Origin of the sequence: Haloarcula sp. DT43 (assembly GCF_037078405.1) — an archaeon.
Classification (GTDB): Archaea; Halobacteriota; Halobacteria; order Halobacteriales; family Haloarculaceae; genus Haloarcula; species Haloarcula brevis.
In genome coordinates this window covers 335,829-354,216 of sequence record NZ_JAYMGZ010000003.1, presented here as the reverse complement: position 1 = coordinate 354,216, position 18,388 = coordinate 335,829, and the positions used below count along the sequence as shown (strand labels likewise).

The 18,388-nt window shown below is 59.0% G+C and carries 17 protein-coding genes and 2 pseudogenes; 9 read left to right on the top strand and 10 right to left on the bottom strand.

Features of this window, described 5'->3' with window-relative positions:
• The first annotated feature begins 86 nt into the window (after window positions 1–86).
• The gene (locus tag VI123_RS13490) at window positions 87–326 is read left to right on the top strand and encodes a hypothetical protein (protein ID WP_336338583.1); all 240 of its coding nucleotides are present in this window, start codon (window positions 87–89) and stop codon (window positions 324–326) included.
• 82 nt (window positions 327–408) lie between these two features.
• Here VI123_RS13490 and VI123_RS13485 read toward each other — a convergent pair whose 3' ends face one another.
• Both VI123_RS13485 and VI123_RS13480 read right to left on the bottom strand, forming a co-directional pair.
• The gene (locus VI123_RS13485; RefSeq protein WP_336338582.1) at window positions 409–1,785 is read right to left on the bottom strand and encodes an aminomethyltransferase family protein; all 1,377 of its coding nucleotides are present in this window, start codon (window positions 1,783–1,785) and stop codon (window positions 409–411) included.
• 218 nt (window positions 1,786–2,003) lie between these two features.
• On the bottom strand, window positions 2,004–2,501 hold the full coding sequence (locus VI123_RS13480) for a dihydrofolate reductase (protein ID WP_336338581.1): 498 nt from the start codon (window positions 2,499–2,501) through the stop codon (window positions 2,004–2,006).
• 246 nt (window positions 2,502–2,747) lie between these two features.
• On the opposite strand from VI123_RS13480, the gene VI123_RS13475 reads away from it, so the two are divergent.
• Window positions 2,748–3,023 (top strand): hypothetical protein, encoded by a 276-nt coding sequence (locus VI123_RS13475; RefSeq protein WP_336338580.1) that lies wholly within the window; start codon window positions 2,748–2,750, stop codon window positions 3,021–3,023.
• Window positions 3,024–3,130: 107 nt separating this feature from the next.
• On the opposite strand, the gene VI123_RS13470 is transcribed toward VI123_RS13475, so the two are convergent.
• From VI123_RS13470 to VI123_RS13460, 3 genes are all read right to left on the bottom strand, one after another.
• Window positions 3,131–3,307: a hypothetical protein gene (locus VI123_RS13470; RefSeq protein WP_336338579.1), complete on the bottom strand. Its 177-nt coding sequence runs from the start codon at window positions 3,305–3,307 to the stop codon at window positions 3,131–3,133.
• Window positions 3,308–3,513: 206 nt separating this feature from the next.
• Window positions 3,514–4,167: a helix-turn-helix domain-containing protein gene (locus VI123_RS13465; protein ID WP_336338578.1), complete on the bottom strand. Its 654-nt coding sequence runs from the start codon at window positions 4,165–4,167 to the stop codon at window positions 3,514–3,516.
• 879 nt (window positions 4,168–5,046) lie between these two features.
• On the bottom strand, window positions 5,047–5,595 hold the full coding sequence (locus VI123_RS13460; RefSeq protein ID WP_336338577.1) for an MFS transporter: 549 nt from the start codon (window positions 5,593–5,595) through the stop codon (window positions 5,047–5,049).
• Between the two features lie 1,031 nt (window positions 5,596–6,626).
• On the opposite strand from VI123_RS13460, the pseudogene VI123_RS13455 reads away from it, so the two are divergent.
• Window positions 6,627–7,558, top strand: a pseudogene (locus tag VI123_RS13455) (DMT family transporter).
• A 297-nt stretch (window positions 7,559–7,855) separates the two neighbouring features.
• Window positions 7,856–8,942: pseudogene (locus tag VI123_RS13450) on the top strand (dicarboxylate/amino acid:cation symporter).
• Window positions 8,943–9,145: 203 nt separating this feature from the next.
• Here the strand turns inward: VI123_RS13450 and epsC are convergent.
• A complete protein-coding gene (gene epsC, locus VI123_RS13445; RefSeq protein ID WP_336338576.1) occupies window positions 9,146–10,009 on the bottom strand; it encodes a serine O-acetyltransferase EpsC in 864 nt (287 codons plus the stop codon).
• 151 nt (window positions 10,010–10,160) lie between these two features.
• On the opposite strand from epsC, the gene VI123_RS13440 reads away from it, so the two are divergent.
• Entirely contained in the window at window positions 10,161–10,361 is a 201-nt protein-coding gene (locus VI123_RS13440) for a hypothetical protein (RefSeq protein ID WP_336338575.1), read from the top strand.
• Window positions 10,362–10,394: 33 nt separating this feature from the next.
• On the opposite strand, the gene VI123_RS13435 is transcribed toward VI123_RS13440, so the two are convergent.
• Window positions 10,395–11,288, bottom strand: coding sequence for a bifunctional methylenetetrahydrofolate dehydrogenase/methenyltetrahydrofolate cyclohydrolase (locus VI123_RS13435; protein ID WP_336338574.1), 894 nt, complete (start codon window positions 11,286–11,288; stop codon window positions 10,395–10,397).
• A 317-nt stretch (window positions 11,289–11,605) separates the two neighbouring features.
• Between VI123_RS13435 and pabB the strand changes: the two genes are divergently transcribed.
• Window positions 11,606–13,117 carry an aminodeoxychorismate synthase, component I gene (gene pabB, locus VI123_RS13430; protein WP_336338573.1) on the top strand — a complete coding sequence of 504 codons (1,512 nt, stop codon included), beginning with the start codon at window positions 11,606–11,608 and terminating at the stop codon, window positions 13,115–13,117.
• Window positions 13,114–13,686, top strand: a complete 573-nt coding sequence (locus VI123_RS13425; RefSeq protein WP_336338572.1) for an anthranilate synthase component II — start codon at window positions 13,114–13,116, stop codon at window positions 13,684–13,686. The genes pabB and VI123_RS13425 overlap by 4 nt, the downstream gene beginning before the upstream one ends.
• A 20-nt stretch (window positions 13,687–13,706) precedes the next feature.
• On the opposite strand, the gene VI123_RS13420 is transcribed toward VI123_RS13425, so the two are convergent.
• Window positions 13,707–15,563 carry a BCCT family transporter gene (locus VI123_RS13420; RefSeq protein WP_336338571.1) on the bottom strand — a complete coding sequence of 619 codons (1,857 nt, stop codon included), beginning with the start codon at window positions 15,561–15,563 and terminating at the stop codon, window positions 13,707–13,709.
• An 89-nt stretch (window positions 15,564–15,652) separates the two neighbouring features.
• Window positions 15,653–16,897, bottom strand: a complete 1,245-nt coding sequence (locus VI123_RS13415; RefSeq protein WP_336338570.1) for an NAD-binding protein — start codon at window positions 16,895–16,897, stop codon at window positions 15,653–15,655.
• Between the two features lie 173 nt (window positions 16,898–17,070).
• Between VI123_RS13415 and VI123_RS13410 the strand changes: the two genes are divergently transcribed.
• Window positions 17,071–17,481 carry an EamA family transporter gene (locus VI123_RS13410; protein WP_336338569.1) on the top strand — a complete coding sequence of 137 codons (411 nt, stop codon included), beginning with the start codon at window positions 17,071–17,073 and terminating at the stop codon, window positions 17,479–17,481.
• A 90-nt stretch (window positions 17,482–17,571) separates the two neighbouring features.
• On the top strand, window positions 17,572–17,952 hold the full coding sequence (locus VI123_RS13405; RefSeq protein ID WP_336338568.1) for a Rid family detoxifying hydrolase: 381 nt from the start codon (window positions 17,572–17,574) through the stop codon (window positions 17,950–17,952).
• 21 nt (window positions 17,953–17,973) lie between these two features.
• Here VI123_RS13405 and VI123_RS13400 read toward each other — a convergent pair whose 3' ends face one another.
• Window positions 17,974–18,243 (bottom strand): hypothetical protein, encoded by a 270-nt coding sequence (locus VI123_RS13400; protein WP_336338567.1) that lies wholly within the window; start codon window positions 18,241–18,243, stop codon window positions 17,974–17,976.
• Between the last annotated feature and the right edge of the window lie 145 nt (window positions 18,244–18,388).

The window sequence follows — 18,388 nt, the reverse complement described above, 5'->3', positions numbered from 1 at the left end:
GCCGGCCATCCCGGTGGAGGCCTGCAACCTGACTCCGCGACCCGGTGGCCCACGCCTTCGCGGGCTCGTTTCTGGGACCCAAAGCGATGGACGCCAAGTGCTCGCTCACCAAGCGTGGCGTCCGGAACTACCATCGATACGAGGGAGCCGAGTCCACGCAGATCGCTTACGAACGCGGGCCCTCTCACGATGATTCGTGGCTCGTGATGTCCATGCTCAGAGAGCTCGAACAGGTCTGTGCAGAGCTTGCGGCGACCGTAGAAACAACGTCGGACCCGACGGACAGTGTCTCGACGACGCTCAAGCGAGAAAGATTCGATTCCTGACTGGCCAGATTGCACGAAAACGAGCGGCGCGATAGCCGAAAGCGTAGGGCTACGGCTCGAAAGTGGGACAGACGGAGTGGTGTTAGTCGTCGCTTTCGGCCTCTTTACGGGCGTTGAGTTTCGCCTGCTCGCGGGCGCTCGGATTGACCGACTCCTTGAACGGCACTTTCGCAGCGGTGGCAAACACCGGCTCACCGGGCTCGTCGGCGTACTCGTCTGGGAGATGGACCTGGAACTCCAGATCCAGTTCCTCGTCGTAGATTTCGTCGTTGAGCGGCGTGTCGGTGACTTCCTGAATCTTCTCAGCCGGGACAAAGCCCATGCCGATGTTGGTCTCCAGATCCGGGTTCCACCACGGCGAGGTGAGGTACCCGCATTCCTCGCCCGTGTCCGGGTCGGAGATGAGCCAGAAGTCGGGGGCGTAGTCGCGGATCGGCTCGCCGGCGATCTTCAGGCCGATGAGTTTGTGTTCGAACGGGTAGTTGCCGTTCTCGATCTGTTCTTTCTGCTCTTCGAGAACCTCTTTGCCGATGTAGTCGGCTTCCTTGTCGTCAGGGACGTGATAGCCCAGATTGACCTGGAACGGGGAGGTCTCGTGGTCGAGGTCCTGTCCCCAGGACATGATACCGGCGGCAATCCGGCGGTGGTGTCCCGGCGCGATCTGACGGCCGTCGTGGTCTTTGACGGACGCCATGACGGGGTCCCACACCCGCTCGGCGTCTTCGTGGGCGTTTCGGACGTAAATCTCGAACCCTTTCTCACCGGAGAAGCCGGTCTGGCTGATGAGCACGTCGGCACCGTTGATTTCGGCGTCCATCAGGCCGTAGTACGGGACGTCTTTGACTTCCTCGCCGACGACGTCGACCATCACGTCGAGCGCCCTCGGGCCCTGAATCTGCATCGGTGCGACATCGATCTCGTCGATTTCGACGTCGAAGTCGTTGTCGACGTTGACTCCCTGGAGCCACTGCATCAGCGTCGAGTCCGAGATGGAGAACCAGAACTCGTCTTCTTCGGGGCGCAGGAGGACAGGATCGTTCAGGACGCCGCCGTCCTCGTTACAGAGGATGACGTACTTCCCGTCCATGGCGTCCATACCCGTCACGTCGCGTGTGACAACGTAGTTCGTCAGCGCCTCGGCGTCAGGTCCTTTGACACGGATCTGTCGCTCGACGGCGACGTCCCAAAGGGTGACAGTGTTGGTCAGTGCGTCGTACTCTTTCATCACGCCGCCGTCTTCGGGTTCGATGAGGCCGCGCGGGTGATAGAGGCGGTTGTAGACGGTTGCCCGCCACGCACCCTCCTCGTTGAAGGACTTGTGGAAGAACGGGGACTTTCGAACGCGCGTCGACACCAACATCTCGATGTTGGGGTCACCAGTCTGGCGGAGGTTACGGGGGACGGTCCGGTCTGACTGGTCGACACTGGGATGGTTGGGATGTTCCTCGTTACCGGTCATGCCTCTGAAAGGAGATGTGAAATGCTAATAAAAGATATTGTTACTTGCTTCTGGGTTTTATGTACCGGGTAGAGTTTAGCGGGAGCGAAGACGCTCTGAGCCGCTGTGTAACATCTACTGAGCAGGAATATTCACTAGAATGCGTCCTCGCAGTACGCGGCTGAAACTGGAAGGGGCGGTCGACCGGCACAGAGCCGTTGTAACTGCGCAGACAAGGCTCACTCCGAGTCACCGCTGGTGCGAGTGTATCTAACGATAGCAAACTCGCTGTGTGTCGTTCGTTCCGTCTCAATCCAGCACGACCAGTCGACTGTCGGAAAAACCGTGTCGCCGTCGAAAGGTTCGGTTAGCACGGTCAGAATTAGCTCGTCGGCCCGCGGGAGAAACTGCTCATACACCGTCGCCCCACCGATGACGTATGTCGTAGATGCACCACTATCGGCCGCTTCTGTCAACGCTGTCGTCGTCGAGGTAACGGCCGTGACACTGTCGGGAAGCCGATTCGGTGTCGTGGTCAAGACGATGTTCAGTCGCTTTGGCAGCGGGCCATCGAGGTCACGCCGAATACTTTCGAAGGTTCGCCGCCCCATAATCACGGGATGACCGACTGTTGTCTGTTTGAAGTGGTTCAGGTCTTCGGGATACTGCCACGGAATGTCGCCGCCAGCGCCGATCACGCCGTTAGCTGCGACGGCGGCGATCAACGAGACCTTCATAGACACCACTTTGTCGCGCTGCTGGTAATAAGTCCGTCCCAGTCGATGAGTGCGGCCACCGCTCGAAACACACACATCAGTCCCGCTGACGAGCTGGATACACAGTGGGGTTTCAGGCTACTTTCGGGTATCGTAGTTCCGCCGTTTGCGACCGCATCAGTACGATATCGGCATACCAATGCTAACCCGGACCTTGATACCGTCCCTCGCGCGCGACTTATGAGGGTCAGCCATATAAAACATCGTATGGATACAATTCACCTGTCGCCCGGACCCGCCGCCGCGCAGGCGTTTCGCTTGGGGATCGTCACGAGCGCTGTCGGTGGGCTCGCGGGAATTACGACCCTCTACTGGCTAGACATTCTGACTCCGCTGTTTGCTGGATACGCCCTCGTCCTCCTGTTCCCCGTGTACCTCGTCTTCGCCGCGACAGCGTTGAGCGTGTGGTTGGGATATAATAAAGACGCGACTGCGCTACGGCCAGTCTATCGTCAAAAAGATTCGAGGGGGCGATCAAAGTAGAGTCGTACCGCTAGACAAGTCACATATTCGGCTCTGTTGAAACCCTCAATAGGTGACATATTTTGCCCCCTCCTGCGGTCAATACAGGCGGTGAATGAAGATAGAGTTTAGACTTGGAGAGGCTCCGAGCTGCGGAATTTCCAAGCCTGAATGATCCCAACACCTGCAACGACTGCCCAAGCGGCTGCAAAGATCATTTTCGAGTTAAGAAAGTTCTGAATGGCGAGAAAGGAACCGAAAATAAACTGTAAAAAAGCGATAATAGATAGTTTGTTCCATTCCATACGTATTCTTTTATCTGATGGAAGTAAAACCATTATACTCTGTATGCAGCTCTCAACTACTGACTGTTTCAGATGAGAATATGTCTGAAGAATAGGATATCAACAGATCTACATATTCAGATATAATATGTGCCACAAAATGGGTACAAGCTGGTACATCGAATGAGAGTTCCTTCCAAGCGCCCGCTGAGATCAGATCTGTGAACTCACTTCTCTCTGTCAATTATTGTTGCCGCAATGAGGTTCCGCATCCCGCGGCGGAGCCGGCCGCTCATTGCTGTCGAGGACAACCCGATTTCATCGGCAACTTCGTTCAAGGAGATGTCCCTGGGCTCTCCGAAATAGCCGTTTTCGTATGCGGTTGTCAGGGCGGTCCGCTGTTCATCGGTTAATCCGTACGACGACTCGCCGCCGCTGTCCGTGTTTCCGTATATTTCGATGATATCGAGGGAAATGTCGTTCTCGTTTGCGTACTCCCAGATGGTATTCAGTGCCTCACGGTCGGGGAGCAAGAGTCGGACGAGCCACCCGTTGCCCTTCGTCTCTGTATGGACGAGAAAGCCGTTGACATCGGTAACGACAGAACTGATGAGCTTCGTTTCGGGGGTGTGTTCGATGTAGTAGATGCCGGTCTGGTCGGTCCAATCGACAAGTTCGTAGCTCTGGACTGTCGGGTCGGTCGCGAGCATCTTCTCAAGTCGTTCCCGGTCGTGATACTCGATGAGGAACGGGAACACAGTCGACCCCGGATCGGTGTTCCCCTGCGTGATGACACGGATTGTTACATCTTCGAGGTTCTGTAAGGTTGGAACCAGAGCGAGGCGTTCGTGTTCGATCTGTATCTTAGTCGTTATTGACATGTTGTGGTACGGAGACTGCTGTCGAAGCGTCAAAGACGAGTGCCAGTTCGATAGCTGGGCGTCATCGTATGTGAACTACCGGATATACGCAGGTACACTACGTCAATGTTTACATGCACAGGTCCACACACGAGGGCAAAAATAAAAAGATGGCTGCCGACCCAAATAGTACCGATTGCGGTAGGAGATTGTATTTTCACCAATGAGAACATGAGTACGAGCGTAGTCAAAACGCCGAAGAAACCTAAAACAACTCAGAAGCTGTGTGTCAGCTATCCACTAAATTCGTTGAGTAGCACGCGTATTGTGGAGGATATGCATTAACAATAATCTATAATTATCTGTGATAAAGACCCGTAATTATCCCCCAATGAGCTTAGGAGGCTATACGCAATATCTTATATTGATATGATCGAAACACAAACCCAATCCACCAGGGACAGCAAGTTCTCAAACGACGATTTCTATCTGCCGGCAGTCGCGCTGCCACCGAACTTCAGTCGCATCGAGTCGGTTGTTTCCGACCTCTTTGACCTCCACGGCGTCGTGCTGATTCCGGATAGCTACAATAAGTAATCCAGCCGTCCAGCGCTGCATAGGGTATTTGATATATATCTGATTATCCGTGAGTAATCTGGCAGTTCGTCGGCGACCGCTTCGACAGCCCCAATGGGAACGTCGTCCTCGTCGGCTACCGCTTGTCTGTGCTTCTGAGATCGAACCATCTCCAGCGACTGCTACGCTTTTGTCGCCCGCCGTTCGTCATCTCTGGTGACATTCGGTTGCACTACACAGTTTAACGACAGATCAGTTGGACCGACATCGCAAACCGCGGTCTCGGAACCGACCCGTGAACGACGGAGTTCAACGCGTCCGACCCTACTTGCGTCCCGGCTCTGGGGCCTGCCAGGTGACAATGATACCGGCGACAGCGACCGCACCAGCCAGTAGAAACGCCGGATCGAATCCGGCTCTGTTCATCACGATTCCGCCGGCTATCGGTGCAACGAACGCACCCGCAAGGCCGATACTAGTCTGGAATGCGACCGCCGTTGCAGCGACCCGCAGGTCAACGACCTCTCGGACGTACGTAAACGAGAGGCCAAGCGTCAGTTGGACGGCAAATCCGATCAGCAGAAGGATGGCGACGAGCAGCGCCAGCGAGCGAAGCTGCATAAACCCGAGAAGAAGCGGAGCAGCAAGGCCGAACGACCACAGCACGACCGGTCGCCGTCTGCCATCGAAGACCCGATCCAGTACAGCACCGGCAGGAAGGCTGACGACGACGGCGGACCCGAACATGACCCCGACGGGGAGGCCGGCCGCTGTCGGCCCGACCCGTAGTGAGTCCTGAATTAGCGGTGTGACGCTCACAGGAACGATCTCGTATGCGGCCAGTCCTATCGAGATCAGGCTCGCGCCAGCCACGAGCCATCACGTCGAGTTGGCTGTTGGGATAGCTGTCCCAGCAGTGGCATCCGAAACATCGGAATCAGTAGCCTGTGGTGTCATTCTGTCGGAGGAGATCGTTTGCTCATCGTAGTGTAGTACTGGTATCGAAGCTGGAACTCAAAAACGCAGTCAATTCGGGTAGCGAACGGCCAGCAGGCGATTCTCGGACGACACCGAAAAACGGTCTAGCGAGTAACATTGGCGGCTGAGACACACTATGTGCGGATGAAATAACAGGGCGTATTGAAACCATGGGACTCGAAGCGGCCGATACAACAGAGTCGTCACTAAGCACGGAGGAGTGTGAACGTGGAATGCGTGGCACGACAGTCACCAAGAAACAGGAACGGAACAGGGCAGGGAGACACTGCCCGAAAGTGTGGCCACAGACCTGGAAATAGAATCAAGTATTTTCTGAGTCTCGCGTTGTGTCTCTGGTATACTTCCCGCTAGTCTATACTCAAATGTGTTCGGTGCATATTCATGAGAACTGTGCAGGAGATGCCCAGAAACGTGTTTTTCGAGCAAATCTGGCGCACATAGTCGATCGCAAACGTGCAGTTTTAGGCTGTTTAAAACACATTCCGACAGCGTGGCCTCATATCCATCTGCAAGTATATACCCTCAAAATCACGCAGTATCTCAGTATATGATCCGTGGTGGGTTCCCAGAAGCAGCAGATCCTGTTTCAGATATCGGCCACGATATCCAGATATCTGTTCGAAAGAAGACGCTGTGTTCGGTGTGAGAACAGGACCCATTCGACGGTACTCACTGACGTACTCAGCCCGAGCGAGCATGCCACGAACAGATGCCGCCCAGCAATTAGCACTGCGTCAGGTGTTCGCTGACGCAGTGGCAACATCTATAGTAACAATTGAAACGATTTACACACTGATCGCACTGCTCTCGTGCGATCAGGTGTGCATTGATTTTCAATGGCTACTATAGCCATTTGCGACAGGCTTCGACGGTGCTTTTACCATCGGGTGGTGACCGACAGCTGAATGAGTCGCTATCGAACGACCGGTTGCTTTCTCCTTCTGGCTGCGATCTGGGGTACTGCATTCATGGCGACAGATGTCGGCCTCGCTGACCTGCCGCCGGTACCGTTCGCCGCCGCACGCTTCGACATCGCCTCCGTTCTCCTGTTTGCCGCGCTGGGTGTCACAGGGTCTCTAGAACGGCCACAGACCCACGACGATTACGTGTACGTCCTCACGGGTGGGACGCTTATGATCGGGATACATCACGTATTCCTGTTCACCGGGCAACAGTACGTCACCGGGGCCGTCGCCGCCGTGCTGCTCGGTCTCGTTCCCGTCGTAACGCCCGCACTCACGAAACTCGCATCCAGCGACGACAAATTTACCGCAAATACTGGTGTTGGCGTGGTACTCGGGTTCACCGGCGTCGTCGTGATTGCTGACCCTGACCCGGCGAACCTCTTCAGCAGTACTATCGGGATCGCGCTCGTGTTCGCGTCAGCGCTGGCTTTCGCCATCCCAGCGGTCATCACGCACACCACCAGCCCGTCGATGTCGTTTCTGGCCACCAGGCGTGGTTGATGGGTATCGGGGCCGCGGTGCTCCATCTCACCGTACTCGTGCTTCCCGGACAGTCGTTCGCGGACGCATCGTGGACGCCGTCCGCAGTTGCGGCGCTTCTGTATCTGTCGGCTATCGCCGGCATCGGTGGCTTCTTGCTGTACTTCCGGTTACTTGACCAGCTGGGGCCTATCGAGATGAGTTTCATCGAGTACGTTATTCCGCTGTTCGCCGCGATCGCCGGCTGGATCGTGCTCGATCAGCAGGTCACGCTCGCTACCATCGGCGGGTTCGTGTGCATCCTACTGGGATTCATTGCGGCGAAGTGGACGGCGCTGCGAGCGGAGCTTCGTCGGGTCGTCGAACCGAAAGCCAGTCCACCGGCCGACTGACCGAGACCGGTCTGCTGAACAGCCCCGACTGGACCCTGTTGCTGGGATCGAGAAAATCGACAGCGAAGCGGGAAACAGTAAGTATGGCCGTCAGGCAGGAGTGACAACGGCGTCGTACTTCTGAAAACAAGCGAACTGCAACCGTTATTCTGCTATCTTTTCAGCGGCTCAGCGTCAGCACTTGCCATTTGCCGAGAAACGCGTCTGCAAACGGAATCTTGTAGGCGAAGACCGCATCATAGCCGGTCGCACATACTGGCGGGGCTGACGGGTTTTTATAAGATCGCCCGTTGCCGAATGATACGATCCGCTCAGACACTATGGAGCCGGTATCGTGCCATCCCACTCATCTGGTGCATCTTCGTCGCCTTCGTACTGGGAACAGGTGCCGGGATCGCGTTTGGGGAGCAGATGGCCGTTGTCAGGCCAGTGGGCGACCGCTTCCTTCGACTGCTCAAGATGCTGGTCATCCCGATTCTCGTCTTCACACTACTGACCGGGATTCGACAGCTCTCCCCCTCGAAGCTTGGGAAGATTGGTGGTGCGACAGTCGGCCTCTACGCCCTGACGACGACCCTCGCAGGAATCATTGGCCTTGCAGTTGCAACCGTGCTTCAGCCGGGCCGTGGGCTCGAATTCGGCGGCGGTGAAGCACAATCGAAAGCGCCGCCGTCGTTGCTGGATGTGATTCTCGGTATCGTGCCGAACAATCCAATTGGGGCGCTCGCGGAGGGGGAATCTGCTGGCGACGGTGTTTTTCGTCATCGTGTTTGGAATTGCGCTGACGTATGTCCGCTCCCAGAAAGACGCGCTCGCCGAGAGCGTCGATTCAGTGTTCGAGGCCTTTGAAGTGGGTGCTGAAGCGATGTTCGTCATCGTCCGAGAGGTGCTCGAATTCGGTGTCCTCGGCGTCTTCGCGTTGATGGCGTCCGGAATCGGTACCGAAGGCATCGGCCTGTTTTCTTCGCTGGGCGAGCTCGTGCTGGCAGTCACAATCGCAATCGTCATTCACATCGGCTTCACCTATCTCGTTTTCTTGATGGGCGTGGTCGCTGATGTCTCCTCGATTGCGTTCCTCAGCGGGGCGAAGGACGCGATAGTGACTGCATTCGCAACTCGGTCGTCGAGCGGAACGCTCCCCGTCACGATGCGTAATGCGGACGAAGACCTGCAGATTGCCGAGCGGGTGTATTCGTTCACGCTCGTTGGGTTCGTCACCGGCGTGGACCCAATCCTCGGACGGATTGCGACGATGAACAACGTCACTGGCGACTTCGCAGTTTCGACCGTTGTGGGGAAGTGGAACGACGGACTCGACCGTGGTGAGGGCGTCTGGTCACGAAACCTGAACAGTGTTGCTGAGTTCGTTCCCGGTGACGATTAGGGAAAACGGCGAGAGCGATTGAAACAGAACCTAATGCTGGTACAGTTGTTATTCTAATCTAGAAAACCAGAGACACGTCCTGTATCTGGACTGATGAGATCAGGCTGAGCGGGTCCCGTGCGGGCTACGCGTTTCAGAACCGTTTGTCCGGTCGATTCGTACGAGCAGCGCAGTCTCGGAAACCGCGCAGTGGCAGTTTCAGTTCACTTGGTTCGTTTCCGCTCCTGAGTCGGGTGGTCTGTGACGTACACTTTCGTATCGTCCGGAACGTCGTCGGTGACCCAAGAGTTCGCCCCGATGCTGACGTGGTCACCAACCGTAATAGCGCCCAGCACTTTCGTTCCCGCGCCGATGACGACATGGTCGCCGATATCGGGGTGTCGTTTGTATCCCTTTTTTAATCTGTGTTCGTCGCTCTCGTCGGCCTCGAAGTGGAGTGCGCCAAGCGTCACGTCCTGATAGAGGCGGACCCACTCCCCCACGGTGGTTGTTTCACCGATGACGACACCGGTTCCGTGGTCGATGAAGAAATGGTCGCCGATTTCGGCTCCGGGGTGGATGTCGATGCCGGTCTCAGTCTTCGCGTATTCGGTGAGTTCGCGAGCGTACTCGGAGGCATCGGCCTCGTAGAGGGTGTGTGCGACCCGTTGTACGAGTATCGCCATGAACCCCGGATAGGACCGGATTATCTCCATGTACGTCTTCGCCGCCGGATCGCCTTTGAACGCGGCCTCGACGTCTTTTTTGAGTCGCCTGCGAACCGCTGGGAGTTGCTCAATGACGGCATCGACTGTTTCAGCGGGGTCCGATCCGGAGTACGGTCTGATGCCGGCAAAGAAGAGGCCGCCCAGGGTGTCGAGACTATCCAAAACAGCGAGTTCGTCCCGGACCAGTTCAACGGCGTTCCAGCAGGTTGGGAAAAATAATCGTTTGAGGATGTCGACTTCGGGCCTTCGGTGTTCCCGTCGTGGGAACTCCATCTGTGTCTGGGTGGGAAATGGCTCTTCATCTGCCCGGTACGCTGCGAACAGTTTCTCGTGTGCATCACCTGTGTAACAGTAGTCCATATCGAATGGTTGCCCTGAACCACCTTAGTATTGAAACAACAGCTATCATTGTTGCTATATGTTGTGTTTTCGTTGGCGCAATCACGCTGGAAACGAGCGAAATTCCACAGTGAGAGGTAGCTATTTGATACTGGCTTGTCACCGTCTCTGTATGAACGGCGAGTGCTACTTCTGTCACGGCATCGTTTCAGCACCGGAGGAAGGCCACATCTGGCTGTGTGAGCACGACAGCCACGAAGTGTACATGCACGAACAGTGTGCCAGTGGCCACAACGTCATCGAAGGAGGGCAGAACACAGCCGGTGAACTCCTGATTACGTGCCCGGAATGTGGCGAAGTCGAGACAGTGTAACACAGACTCCCTGTAGACGACAGTAGTTCCGTCCTACGGGAGCGTAATATCGACGCCGGACTGGAGGCTAGCTGCTTTTACTGTATTGTACATCAGCATCGCAATGGTGAGCGGTCCGACCCCACCGGGGACCGGCGTGATGGCGTCTGCTTTCTCTCTGGCGCTCTCGAAGTCTACGTCCCCGACGAGTTTGTACCCCTTATCCGTGTCAGCATCAACTCGGTTGATACCCACGTCGATGACCGTCGTGCCGTCCGATAGCATCGACCCGTCTATCATCTCTGGAACGCCGGCAGCGGCGATCACGATGTCGGCATTGCGAGTCTTTTCTGCGAGATCGTCAGTCCGTGAGTGACACACGGTCGTCGTCGCATTGCCGCCCGGCCCGTACTGTATGAGCAGGTTCGTCATCGGTTTGCCGACGATGTCTGAGCGACCGACGACGACAGCGTCTTTCCCCTCCGTCTCAACCCCAGTTTCGGCCAGTATTTTCTGTATTCCGTGGGGCGTGCAAGGTTTGTACCGTGCGTTCCCTGCAACGAGTCGACCGACGTTTTCGGGGTGGAATCCGTCGACGTCCTTCATCGGGTCGATGCGCTCCAGCACGTCACGCTTGTTCACGTGGTCGGGGACCGGCATCTGGACGAGTATCCCGTGGACGGCCGGGTCCGCGTTCAGGTCGTCGATGGTCGCAAACAGTGTCTCGGCCGGTTCGTCCGCGTCGATTTCGTAATGGAACCCCTCGATGCCGATCTCCTCACAGGCCTGTTGTTTCATCGAGACGTACGTCTCACTCGCGCCGTCGTCGCTCATCAGCACAGTCGCCAGCCCCGGTGTGACGCCTTCGCTGACGAGCGTGTCCGTACACGCCGCAACGCCCTTTGTGATCTGGTCGCCGATTTCGTTCCCGTCGATTATCGTTGTCATTGTTGTTATATCCGTTCTCAGCCCGGGACTTCCCGAAAAGGTGTTCGGGAATGGAAATCGTTGCTGTCAGTCAGCGGTCGAGGCCGGGCAAGCGTTCGATACCCGTCTCAAACCCAGCGGGTATAGTGGGTGATGCGGAATAGTCCAACCGTTGAAATACCATCGGCTATTCGTCCAGCGAGCAACCACAATCGGTCGACGATTCGACAGCAGATCTGGCAGCGGGCCAGGGGACCGAAAGTTTTTGTCATGACCCATGCTTGGTCTACACAACCATACCGAGAGGCATGCGCCTCTCGTCCGGGAGCAACTGCACTATGACTGATATCCGGTTCAGCACCGACAGAGAATCGTTCCTCGAAACTGCAGAACGGGCCCCCGATGGCGCTCGCGTGCCGGTCGAAGCACGCCTCACGGTCACCGACCCATTTGAGGCGTATCGCCGCGTCCGTGACGGGAACAGAGACGGGTTCTATCTCGAGACGACAGGCGGGCAGTCCGGGTGGGGGTATTTCGGCGTCGAGCCGGTCGAGCAAATCGAGATCGCCGCGGGGGCGACGCCCGCACAGGACAGCGCCAGTCCAAGCATCGAAGCTATCGGCGAGCTACTCGACCGCGAACACCTAGAGCGGGGTGACTGTACGGTTCCATATCCGTGCGGCGCGTTTGGCTGGCTGTCGTACGACGTCGCACGGGAACTCGAAGACATCCCGGAGACGACTGCATCGGACGGTCTCCCACGGCTCCAGTTGGGCGTCTTCGATTGTGTCGCCGCATGGGAGGAACCACATGATGGAGAGGTCGAACTGTACGTGACGGCGTGTCCAGTCATCGACGGATCGCCCGAGACGGCGTACGAGCGGGGCCGAGAGATGGCCCGCGAGCTGGCCGAGGACGCCGTCCACGGCGAGCGCCACGTCCAGTCCCAGCCGACCGCTGCAAGTCAGGCCACGTTCGAGAGCGAGTGCGGCGAAGCGGCGTTTGCCGACCGCGTTCGGCAGATAAAGCAGTACGTCAGGGACGGCGACACGTTCCAGACGAACGTCTCGCACCGGCTGACCGCCCCGGCGGCCGTCCACCCGGTGGATACCTTTGACGCTGTCCGCCGGGTGAATCCCGCCCCGTACTCGGCGCTACTTGAGTTCCCCGGCGTCGACCTCGTCAGCGCCAGCCCGGAACTGTTGCTGGACGTCGACGGCGACCGACTGCTCACGGAGCCGATTGCCGGGACGCGTCCGCGCGGTGCGACACCGGCTGAAGACGAGGCACTCGAGTCGGACCTCTGCAGTGACGAGAAGGAGCGGGCCGAACACGCGATGCTGGTCGATCTCGAACGGAACGACCTCGGGAAGGTCAGCGAGTACGGGACCGTTGATGTCGCCGAGTACCGCCGCGTCGACCGCTATTCGGAGGTGATGCACCTCGTCTCTCTCATCGAAGGACAGTTGCGCGACGACGTGCGTATCGCCGACGCGGTCGCTGCGGTGTTCCCCGGCGGAACCATCACCGGCGCGCCGAAACCGCGAACGATGGAGATTATCGACGAGGTGGAACAGACCCGACGGGGACCATACACCGGCAGTATTGGGATGTTCGGCTTCGACGACCGGGCGACACTGAACATCACCATCAGGACGCTGGTCCGCTCCGACGGCGAGTACCGGCTCCGCGTCGGGAGCGGCATCGTCCACGACTCGGAGCCGGAGGCGGAGTATCAGGAAACGCTGGACAAGGCCCGAGCGCTCGTCACCGCCGTCGACGAGGCACTCGGCGAACAGGGGTCGTTCGCGGTCGAGTCCGGGACCGAACCGATGGAGAAGATGCGATGATACTCATCATAGATAACTACGACTCCTTCGCCTACAATCTGGTCCAGTACGTCGGCGAGTTCGACGAGGTAACCGTCCGCCGGAACGACGCTATCGACGTGGACGGCATTCACGACCTCGACCCGGACGGCATCGTCGTCTCTCCGGGCCCCGGGACGCCGGCGGAGGCCGGCGTGTCAATCGACGTTTTCGCTGAGACAGAGTACCCGGCCCTGGGCGTTTGTCTGGGCCATCAGGCGCTCTGTGCGGCCCACGGAACCCCCGTCGGCCACGCACCGAGTGTCGTCCACGGGAAACCCTCGGAAGTCCGCCACGACGGGACGGAGCTGTACGACGGGGTCGACGACCCGTTCGAGGTCGGGCGGTATCACTCGCTGGCCGTCGAGGCCACGGCCCTTCCGGACACGCTCGAGGAGACAGCCCACACCAACGACGAGCAGGGCATCGTAATGGGCGTCCAGCACACCGAGAAGCCACACATCGGCGTGCAGTTCCACCCCGAAAGTATCCTCACCGACGCGGGGAAACAATTAGTCGAGAACTTCTGTACCGGGATCGCTGAGGCCTGATCACACAGCGCGAGTCGGGCCTACTTCTCTTCCGGTGGGTCCACGTCGTGATGGGTCTGAATGGCAGGCAGTTTCCTGACAGCACGTCTGAGGAGTGACGTGTGGCCTCGCTCGTCGCGGAGCCAAGTCACAGCCAGCCCGCCAGCCGCCACGAGCGAGATTACGGCGAACGGGCCGCCAGTCAGGACAGCCAGCGCCTGTAACGTCTCTGCGCCACCGAGAAGCAACACCGAGACGGCGACCACACCCTGAAAAACCCCCCAGAAGACGATATGCGTCGTTGACGGTGCCACGCCCCGGCGCGTCGCCAGTACTGAGACGACGAGCGTCGAGGTGTCCGCTGACGTGGCGATGAACACGATAATGAGCGCAAGAAACAGGAACAACAGGAGCTGCCCCAGCGCCAGCGACGACAACAGCGGGAATCCGGCGACGGCCTCTGAACCCCCACGCTGTGCGATAGCGGCGAGGAGATCGGCCCGACCCGTGTGCTGGATGAACAGCGATGTGCCACCGAGCAGGAGGAACCAGACCATCGTCGCCGCCGAGGTTGCGACGACGGTCGTGAACACGACAGTTCTGACCCGCCGACCGCGGGAGAGTGCGGCCACGAACAGCCCCGCGAATGGGGCCCAAGAGAACCACCACGACCAGTTCCAGACGGTCCATTCCGCGACCCACTGTCCGCCTGTGTGGAGACTCAACGGAACGAACTCCAGCATGTAGGTTCCGAGGGCCTGTGTCCCACGGTCGAGGACGAACGACCGTGGACCGACAGCGACCATGAGGAGTGTGAACAGAGCGAACAGAACAACGTTGAGGCCGGCAATGCGACGGATGCCGCGGTGAATCCCGGTCGCGCTGGAGACGACGAATATCAGCGTCAGTCCGCCGACGAACAGGACCGGTCCGACCTCGCCGGCCGCCACGCCCCACTGGTAATTGATGCCGGCGAGGAACTGCTCGCTCACGAGTGCGACGGAGGTAGCGATGCCGCCGATAGTGGCAAAGACGGCCAGCGTATCGACCAGTTTGGTCCAGGCCGAATCCAGCCCGTCAGTGCCCAGCACCGGTGCGAGCACCGTCGAGACCCGGAGCGGTGCGCCTCGCGTGAACGCGAAGTACGCTATCGGAACGCCGATGACGGCGTACGCGCTCCAGGCCGAGACGCCCCAGTGAAAGAGCGTGTACACCAGCGCGCCGTCGATAGCGTTCTGGGACCCAGCGGTAGCCCCGATGTACGGCGGCGGCTGGTTGTAGTGAAACAGGGCCTCTGTGGGCCCCCAGAACACCAGTCCGGCCGCGATACCGGCCGTGAACACGAGCGTGAAGTACGTCGGATAGGTGTAGCTGGGCTCCGTGTCCGAACCGCCGAGTTTGATGTCGCCCCAGGGCCCCAACAGCAGGACCACACAGTAACAGACGGAGAGGAAGACGGCGGCGAGAAACAGTGGACCGCCGCCGCGAAGGACGGTAGCGGCGGCAGCGTCAACAGCACCTGTCGTCCGTGCAGGGAATGCGATCTGGAGCCCGAAGAACACGGCGAATACGAGCACCGGGAACGCGAGGATGCTCGGCTCGTGCTGGGCGAGAAACTCCCGGACGGCCTGCCGGAGATCAGTCTGTCGGACCCGGAGGAAAACATCGGCCGCAGCTGGCGCGGTGGTGTCCTCTGAGTACGGGAGCAGCGCAATGTAACACAGCGCCGAGGTAAAAAACACGAGCGCGACGGTCAGCCAGACCGGGCCAGTCACGGCTTCGCCGACGAGCGTCGGAAAAAAGAACCCCGCAAGCACGAGCGCCCCGGACGCGGCACACAGTGGGATCAGTAGCCGGCCGACAATCTCCGCAATGCCACTTGCGTCCGAGGTGGCCATGCCTCAATATTCAGTATCGGAAACATATATTACTATCCCAGAACGCCGTTGAAACGGCCGAGACTATCGTCGCTGGAGTGGTCGCCGGGTTACTCAGAGTTGGCAGGGTCGCTGTCGTCGCTCCCGAGTCCGGTCAGCAACGAGTCCGTTGACTCGTGGCCCAGCACCGACTGTCCCAGAAGCCGCCCGCCGATGGAACGGGGGTTGATAACCTCGTCCGCACCGACCGCACGGAACTTTTCGACGTGCTTCTCGTCTGTCGCCGCCGCGACCGTTCGAATGCCCGGATTGACGTTCTTCGTCGCGATGACGGCCAGTACATCGCGTGCGTCGTCGTTACTCCCCACCACAACACCGCTCGCAGTTCCGACACGGGCATCTCTGAGAACAGCCTCGTCGGTGGGGTCGCCGGTAAGCAGGTTCACGCCGTCGCGCTGCAGCGACGCGACCGTTTCCTCGTCGGGCGTGACGACGACGACCTCGGTCTCGTCGCCCAGTTCCTCAAGCAACGATGCCGTAACGTCTCCGTACCCGAGAACCACAACGTGGTCCTCGAGAAGTGTGAGCTCTGATGCAGTCATGACTCCGAACGCTGTTGCCATTCTGGATTCGATAGCTGGTCCGATGAGCGCGCCGACGGCAACGGTGAACGCGCCGGTCCCGAACAGAATGATCGAGAGGGAAAACCACCGTGCCTCCGCCGTCACGGGGGTGATGTCGCCGTACCCGACCGTCGCAATAGTGACGATGACGTAGTAGACGGCGTCTCCCCAACTGTCGAGTTCGAGAAACTGGCCACGCAGTCCGTACGCGCCCACAGTCCCGTAGAGAATGACGCCGAAAATCGCTGACAGCGACGCAATCTGAATCGGCGAGAGGTCCAGTGACTGGTCGAAGCGGTGGCGGTTCCGGACCAGGAGCGGGTACGTGACCAGCGTCGTCATCAGCAGGGGCACGTCCGTGGGCTGAAACGTGGCAAGGGGCAACAGGACCAGGCCCAGCAGGACGACGGTCCCAGCGCGCCAGGCGAGGCGCTTCCGCCGCTGGAGGCCGACCGTGACGAGACCGAGGACGAACGCGAACAACACGCCGCCGAACCGGACGGCAGGTAACGGAAGGTCGACCACTGCGGTCAGTGGACCAGTGATCGCAAGCGACGCCTGGCTGAGGTTCGAAAGGCCGGTCACGAACGCCAAGAGCGTGACGACGCCGGTCAGGACGACCGTCGGCTTGGCACCGGATAGCTCGTCCCATTCGACGAACGGAACCCTGTCGGCCGGGTAGAACACGTCCTCAAGTGTCCGGTCCGACGAGTCTTTTGGGACGTTATCCATTGTCACGGTATTCTCAGAGTCGGCATAAAAAAACACGCGGCGAGCGGACACCGCACTCAAGACAGTGGGGCCCGTACGACGTGATCAATGCGTCAATCGTACAGCCCTAGATGCCGCTGTTCGCCAGGGATGCTTAGAGAGAGTTGGAACCGACTTACGCGGAGGAAAAACAGATGAACGCCGCCGTCATGTTCGGGCTGGGGACGATGATCGCGTGGGGGTTCTGGATCGCGCTTGGCAACGTCGCGTCGAGTACAATAGACCCGGAAACCGCGGCGTTCGTGTCGTATGCAGTCGCGACGGTCGTCACGGGCATATACGTCGCCGTCTCCGACGCGTCGTTCGTCGTCACGAATCGAGGCCTGTTGTTCGCGGGCGCGGCCGGTATCGCGGCAGCTATCGGCGTGGTTTCGACGTTCGTCGGCGTAACTGTGGGGCCGACATCGGTGGTCTCTACCATCGGCGGGATGTACTTCATCACTGCCGCAATCATCGGCGTCATCGCCTTCGGAGAGTCGATGACCCTGACGAAAGCCGCGGGCCTCGGGCTGGCGCTGACTGCGATTGTCATCATCAACCAATGACCGGACACAACTGGTAAGCGCCCGAGAACGTTGTGCGAGCGCGTCCCGGCACGACAGGGGTTTATCCGACCGGGGTAGGTATGGCCGGACATGAAGCGCGTAATCAGCACCAACGAGGCACCGGCCGCGGTCGGCGCGTATAGTCAGGCTACGTCGAACGGCGACCTCCTCATCACTGCCGGACAGCTCCCGCTAACAACAGACGGCGAACTGCTCGACGACGAGCCAGTCGCCGACCAGACGCGACAGTGTCTGCACAACGTCGAAGCGATTCTGGAGTCCGAAGGGCTCTCGCTCGACGATGTGCTCAAGACAACTGTTTACCTCGACGAGATCGACGACTTCGACTCGTTCAACGAGGCCTACAGCGAGTTCTTCGAATCGGACCCACCAGCACGGAGCGCCGTCGGCGTGGGTGCGGTCCCGAAGGGCGCAGCGGTCGAAATCGAAGCTATCGCCACCACCGACTAGCGAAGGCGGCCGTTCCGTTTCCTACCGTAGCTCCATCTGTTCGGCCCGTTCAGCCGCCAGGGCCGTCAATTCGTCGACGCTGCTGTCCGAGCGGTCCGCAAGGACGCGGAGCACCATCCCGAGCTGTATCGCCGCCGCCTCGCGGAGTTCGGCCGCCTCTTCAGTGTCGTTACCGAAGTAGTACTCGTGGCGGCCGTCCTCGTGGATGATACCTGTGTACACCGAGCGCAGGTCGGCCTCGGTTATCGCGGCTGACGCCTCAGTTTTGACTTCCTCGAATCGTGGATTCATGATCTCGATTGTAGGACCGTTCCGCTCCCTCATTGTTTCGACGGAACGAGCCGGCCATCGCTATCTCATCAATTTATAAACACGTGGTGTTTTGTAGCGGCAGTGGACATTGCATCCGGACCACTCAGCCGGGGTTTTTAATCGT